We start from the raw sequence: 6149 nt of genomic DNA on the forward strand, positions 1-6149 counted from the left end.
CCCTTTGAGGAGCCTGTGATGACGACGCTGAACCCCGACGACCTGCCCAGTGTGCCCGATTTGCACGACCCGGCCCTGGCCGGGCGCCTGCAGGCGCTGTTGGATGAAAAAACCAAGCCGCTGGGATCGCTCGGCCGTCTAGAAGCGCTGGCGCAACGGCTGGGCCTGATCTTGGGCACCGAGGCGCCCGCGCTGCGCGAGCCACAGCTCGCCGTCTTTGCGGGCGACCACGGGCTGGCCGCGCACGGCGTATCCGCCTACCCCAGCGATGTCACCTGGCAAATGGTGGAAAACTTCCTCGCCGGCGGCGCGGCAGTCAGCGTGCTGGCACGCCAACACGCGCTGGCGCTGACGGTGGTGGACTGCGGTGTGCGCCACGCGTTTGGCCCGCGCCCCGGCTTGGTGGACGCCAAGGTAGCCTGGGGCACGGCCGATGCGCTGCAGCAGCCGGCGATGACCGAGGGGCAATGCGTGCAGGCGCTGCAGCATGGCATCGGGCTGGTGCAGCGCTTGCCCGGCAATGTGCTGCTGCTCGGTGAGATGGGCATCGGCAACACCTCCGCCGCGGCGCTGCTCATGAGCCGGCTGACTGGCCTGGACATCGCCGACTGCACCGGTGCCGGCACCGGGCTGGACGCCACCGGTGTGCAGCGCAAGATCGATGTGCTGCGCCGGGTGCTTGCGCGCCATGCGCAGGCCAGCGAGCCGCTGCAAGCGCTGGCGGCCTTGGGCGGCTTGGAGATCGCGGCGATGACTGGTGCCGTGCTACAGGCCGCCGCTGAGCGGCGTGTGATCGTGGTGGACGGCTTCATCACCACGGCGGCGGTGCTGGTGGCGGCGCGGCTGCGCCCGCACGTGCTGCAGCGCTGCGTGTTCGCGCACCGTTCTGGCGAGCGCGGCCACGCGCTGCTGCTGGCGCATCTGAAGGCCGAGCCGCTGCTGGACCTCGGCCTGCGATTGGGCGAGGGGTCCGGCGCGGCGCTGGCCTGGCCGCTGCTGGTGTCGGCCTGCGCCATCCTGCGCGAGATGGCCAGTTTCGGGGACGCTGGGGTGGCGCGCGCCGCACCAGATCCCGCACCGGCTGCTGCCTGATCGGCCCGGAGAAGCCGCATGGCCGAACCGCCGTTCCACCCGCGACCCATTGCCGTCCTGACTGGCGCTGTGCGGCATTTTTTGCTGGCGCTGCAGTTTTTCACGCGCATCCCGGTGACCGGGCGACTGGCGGCGTGGGTGGGCTATTCTCCGGCGATGCTGCGCGCCAGCGCGGCACATTTTCCGGGGGTGGGGTGGCTGGTCGGGGGGGCTTGCGCCGCGGTGTGCTCGGCGGCCCTGTGGGTGCTGCCGGCCCAGGCTGCGTCGGCCTGGGTGGCGGCGGCCCTGGCCACGGCCGTCAGCGTCGCGCTGACGGGGGCCTTCCACGAGGATGGATTGGCTGACACCGCCGACGCCTTGGGCGGCGTGGTCGAGCGCGAGCGGGCGCTGGATATCATGAAAGACTCGCGCATTGGCAGCTACGCGGCGGTGACGCTGGTGCTGGTCCTGCTGACCAAAGTGGGGTTGCTGGCGCTGCTGGCCCAGCACGGCACCGGCCTGGCGGCCGCTGGACTGTTCGCTGCCCATGTCACCTCGCGGCTGGCCCCGCTGTGGATCATCCGCACCCTGCCGCATGTGGGCGATACCCCCCGGTCCAAATCCAAGCCGCTGGCGGATGCGATCGGCGTGGCCGCCGTAATCGTGGGGTTGGGCTGGTGGGCGGCTGCGATGGCGCTGGTGATCGGGCTGCTGCCGTCCGCGCCATGGGGAGCGGCGCTTGCGGCAGCGGGGGGTGTGCTGTTCCTCATGCGTCGCTGGTTGCAGCGGCGCCTGCAAGGCTTTACCGGGGACACGCTGGGCGCCACCCAGCAGATGACGGAATTGGCTTTTTATCTGGGGCTGGCAATGGGGCTGGGCCTGCAGGCCCGCGCTTGGGGCTGAGGCCGTGCGTTTGTGGCTCGTGCGCCATGCCGCCACCGCCGTACCGCCTGGCATCTGCTACGGGGTGAGTGACATTCCCGCCGATCCGCTGGCCACGGCCGACGCGGCCCGGCGGCTCGACGCGGTGCTGCCAGCGCGCTTGGGCTGGCGGGTCTCGCCGCTGAGCCGGGCACGCCAGCTCGCCCAGGCGCTGCGCGAGCGGCGCCCCGATCTCACAGCCCCCGTCGTGGACCCCAACCTGGGCGAACTGGATTTCGGCGCGTGGGAGCGCCTCCCGTGGGACGGCGTGCCACGCGGCGAACTCGACGCCTGGGCGGCAGACTTTGCCGACTACCGCCCCGGTGGGGGCGAGTCGGTGCGGATGTTGTTGCGCCGCGTGCGGCACGCCCTGCGCACCGCGATGGTGGACGATGTGGACGACCAGGTCTGGATCACCCACGCGGGGGTCATCCGCGCCGTCAGATACACCCTGCAATGGGGGGACACCGCCGCCATGCCTCGGACGGCCGAAGATTGGCCGCGCGAAGCCCCGGCCCCGGGACAGTGGGTCTGCATCGAACTGGCAGATACCCGCGAGGCCTAGGACTTACCCTAGTTTTGGACGTTTTTCCCGGGTTTCATCAGGTCGCTGTAAGCATTGCTCCAGATATTGCGCCCAGCAACATTGCGCAAACCCGAGCGATGTTCAGGCCGGCGGTATCCACCGCCGATTCCTACACATGTGTATCCGAGGAGATCCATCATGTCTCTTGACAGCAACGCCCGGGCCTACTGGTCCGCGACGCTGGGGCTGCTGACCAAGGTTTTGGTCATCTGGTTCCTGGTGTCTTATGGTGCCGGCATCTTGTTTGCCGAGAGCCTCAACGCCATCAAACTGGGCGGTTATCCGCTGGGCTTCTGGTTCTCGCAACAGGGCTCCATCTATGTCTTCATCGCGCTCATCTTCTGGTACGCGAAAAAGATGGGAGACATCGACCGCAAGTTTGGCATGGCCGAAGACTGATTTCGAAGGAACACAAAATGAGTCTGCAACTCTGGACTTACCTGGTCGTTGGCCTCACCTTTGCCACATACATCGGCATCGCGGTGTGGTCGCGGGCTGGCAGCACCTCCGATTTCTACGTGGCCGGCGGCGGTGTGCATCCTGTCACCAACGGCATGGCCACCGCGGCCGACTGGATGAGTGCGGCCTCGTTCATCTCGATGGCTGGCTTGATCTCCAACATGGGCTACGGCGGCGCCGTGTTCCTGATGGGCTGGACTGGCGGCTATGTGCTGCTGGCGTGCCTGCTGGCGCCGTATCTGCGCAAGTTCGGCAAGTTCACCGTGCCCGAATTCATCGGTGACCGCTACTACTCGAAGACCGCGCGCAACGTCGGCGTGATCTGTCTGCTGGTGGCCTCGATCACCTACATCATCGGCCAGATGACGGGGGTGGGCGTGACGTTCTCGCGCTTCCTGGGCGTCTCCAGCGACATGGGCATCTACATCGGCATGGCCATCGTGTTCGCCTATGCGGTGTTCGGCGGCATGAAGGGCATCACCTATACGCAGGTGGCGCAGTACGTCGTGCTCATCCTGGCCTACTTGGTGCCGGCGTTCTTCATCTCGCTGGCGCTGACGGGTAACGTCATTCCACAACTGGGTCTGGGCTCCGACCTCAAGGGCACGGATGTCGCATTGCTGGCCAAACTGGACCAAGTGGTGCGCGACCTCGGCTTCGCCGAGTACACCACTGCCGTGGCGGGCAACAAGCTCAACATGTTCTTCTACACGGTGTCGCTGATGATCGGCACGGCCGGCCTGCCGCACGTGATCGTGCGCTTCTTCACGGTGCCCAAGGTCTCCGACGCCCGCTCGTCTGCGGGCTGGGCACTGGTCTTCATCGCCTTGCTCTACACCACAGCCCCGGCCGTCGGTGGCATGGCCCGCCTCAATCTCATCGGTACCGTCAACACGGCCGTTGGTGTGGAACCCGACCCCGCAGGGGGCATCCGGGTGAACGCGGAGCGCGTCAAGGCCAATGCGGATTTGTTCGCCGCAGAAGCCGCGCTGCCCTATGAGCAGCGTCCGGATTGGTTCAAGCGCTGGGAGAAGACGGGCCTGCTGAAGTTCGAGGACAAGAACGGCGACGGCCGCATCCAGTTCTACAACGACAAGAGCGCGAATCCCGATGTCAAGGCCAAGGCCGAGGCCGCTGGCCTCAAGGGCAATGAGCTCACCGTCAACGCCGACATCATCGTGTTGGCCAACCCCGAAATCGCGCTGCTGCCCAACTGGGTGATTGCGCTGGTTGCAGCCGGTGGTCTGGCTGCGGCCCTGTCTACCGCAGCGGGCCTGCTGCTGGCGATTTCGTCGGCCATCTCGCACGACCTGATCAAGGGCGCCATCAACCCCAACATCAGCGAAAAGAACGAGCTGCTGGCCGGCAAGATCGCCATGGCCGGTGCCATTGTCGTCGCCGGCTATTTGGGGTTGAACCCGCCGGGCTTCGCCGCAGGGACGGTGGCGCTGGCTTTCGGTATCGCTGCTTCGACGATCTTCCCGGCACTGATGATGGGCATCTTCAGCAAGAAGGTGACCGGCTCCGGCGCCGTGGCGGGCATGCTCGCCGGCCTGTTCGTGACGTTGTTCTATGTGTTCGCGCACAAGGGCATCTTCTTCGTCAAGGGCACCGAGTACCTAGACCTGATTGGCGGCGCCAACAGCTTCTTCGGCGTGACGCCAGAGGCGTTCGGCACTGTGGGCGCCATCGTCAACTTCGTGGTGGCGTTTGCGGTCAGCGCGGTGTCCAAGCCCGTGCCCGCAGATATCCAAGAGCTGGTCGAATCGGTCCGTGTGCCCAAGGGCGCCGGCTCGGCCGTGGCGCACTGAGTGCGGTTTGCATCGGGGCATCTTGCCCGATGCGCCCGACCCGCTGGGCGGCTTGCCTGCGGACGGGTGACAATACAGCCCCACCGGCCCCGCCGGAGGGGCTTTTTTGATGAGGACGCCATGGTCAGCATCTATCCAATCAAGATTTTGTTTTTTCTGGCGCTCTTTCCCGTGGCATTTTTCTGGTTGCGACGGGCATGGCGCATCTTGGTGCACCGCGATTTTTCCGAGGTCGCCCTGAAGAAGGGTGAGCCCCCGGCCGACGCCGAGCGGTGGGCCCCTTACGAGATGGCGATCAATTTGGTGGGCGGCGGCGTGCTGGTGGGCGTCATCGCGGCGGTTCTGATGGGCTGGCTGGAGTACCAAACTTGGGTGGCGATCGCCGGAACGACGTTGTGGATGAAGATTTTTTTGTCTTTTGCCCTGGGCCGCCATGCACACGGCATCGGTCAGGGCAAGTCGGGTGCCCGGCGCGCCTGAGGCGAGAGCCCCAGCCGTGGGTCCGGCAACGGGCGATTGGTTGCGTCGCCGCCGACGGATTCAGCGCGTGGTCGGCTCCTCCAAATCCTGCCGGATGATGGTGGCAATCTCCTCGATCGACTTGTGCGTGGTCGACAGGAAGCGGATGCCCGCGCGGCGCATCAGTGATTCGGCCTCGCGCACCTCGTAGCGGCAGTTTTCCAGGCTGGCGTAGCGCGAGTTGGGACGGCGTTCGTGCCGGATTTCACTCAGGCGCTGGGGATCGATGGTCAGGCCGAACAGCTTTTTCTTGTGGGGCAGCAGGGCCGGGGGCAGCTGCCGACGCTCGAAGTCCTCCGGGATCAAGGGATAGTTGGATGCCTTGAGCCCGAACTGCATGGCCAGGTATAGCGAGGTCGGTGTCTTGCCGCTGCGGCTGACCCCGACCAGGATGACATCGGATTTTTCCAGATTGCGGTTCGTCTGGCCGACGTCGTGCTCCAGGGTGAAGTAGATCGCCTCGATGCGGTCGCGGTACTCGCGGCTTTTGGCCACATCGGAAAAGCGGCCGACGCGGTGATTGGACTTCATGCCCAGTTCGTGTTCCAGCGGCGCGATAAAGGTGCCGAACATGTCGATCAGCATGCCTTGGCAGTGCTGCTGAAGCACCTGCAGTACATCCATTTTGACTACGGTCGTGAAAACCAGCGGCCGCTTGCCGTCCACCGCCGCTGCGTGGTTGATCTGGCGCACCGCCTGGTGGGCCTTGTCGACGTTGTCGATGAAGGGCAGGCGCACGCGCTTGGGGTGAATTTCGAACTGTTTGAGCAACGCATCGGCGA

The 6149-nt window shown here is 65.9% G+C and carries 7 protein-coding genes; 6 read left to right on the forward strand and 1 reads right to left on the reverse strand.

Annotated features, from left to right (window positions below; translation table 11 throughout):
• Positions 1–18 precede the first annotated feature (18 nt).
• The 6 genes from cobT (at position 19) to P3W97_RS09465 (ending at position 5328) form a co-directional block, all read left to right on the forward strand.
• Entirely contained in the window at positions 19–1092 is a 1074-nt protein-coding gene (gene cobT / locus P3W97_RS09440; protein ID WP_300846127.1) for a nicotinate-nucleotide--dimethylbenzimidazole phosphoribosyltransferase, read from the forward strand.
• Positions 1093–1110: 18 nt separating this feature from the next.
• Positions 1111–1974, forward strand: coding sequence for an adenosylcobinamide-GDP ribazoletransferase (locus tag P3W97_RS09445; RefSeq protein WP_300846129.1), 864 nt, complete (start codon positions 1111–1113; stop codon positions 1972–1974).
• 4 nt (positions 1975–1978) lie between these two features.
• Positions 1979–2557: a histidine phosphatase family protein gene (locus P3W97_RS09450; protein ID WP_300846131.1), complete on the forward strand. Its 579-nt coding sequence runs from the start codon at positions 1979–1981 to the stop codon at positions 2555–2557.
• Between the two features lie 159 nt (positions 2558–2716).
• Positions 2717–2977: a DUF4212 domain-containing protein gene (locus tag P3W97_RS09455; protein WP_300846133.1), complete on the forward strand. Its 261-nt coding sequence runs from the start codon at positions 2717–2719 to the stop codon at positions 2975–2977.
• Between the two features lie 17 nt (positions 2978–2994).
• Positions 2995–4848: a sodium:solute symporter family protein gene (locus tag P3W97_RS09460; RefSeq protein WP_300846135.1), complete on the forward strand. Its 1854-nt coding sequence runs from the start codon at positions 2995–2997 to the stop codon at positions 4846–4848.
• A gap of 120 nt (positions 4849–4968) precedes the next feature.
• Positions 4969–5328 carry a hypothetical protein gene (locus P3W97_RS09465; RefSeq protein ID WP_300846136.1) on the forward strand — a complete coding sequence of 120 codons (360 nt, stop codon included), beginning with the start codon at positions 4969–4971 and terminating at the stop codon, positions 5326–5328.
• 60 nt (positions 5329–5388) lie between these two features.
• Here the strand turns inward: P3W97_RS09465 and P3W97_RS09470 are convergent.
• The coding region (locus P3W97_RS09470; RefSeq protein WP_300846138.1) for a pyruvate, water dikinase regulatory protein at positions 5389–6149 on the reverse strand (761 nt) is incomplete at its 5' end.

The sequence above is a fragment of the Tepidimonas sp. genome (assembly GCF_029335975.1).
Lineage (GTDB): Bacteria > Pseudomonadota > Gammaproteobacteria > Burkholderiales > Burkholderiaceae_C > Tepidimonas.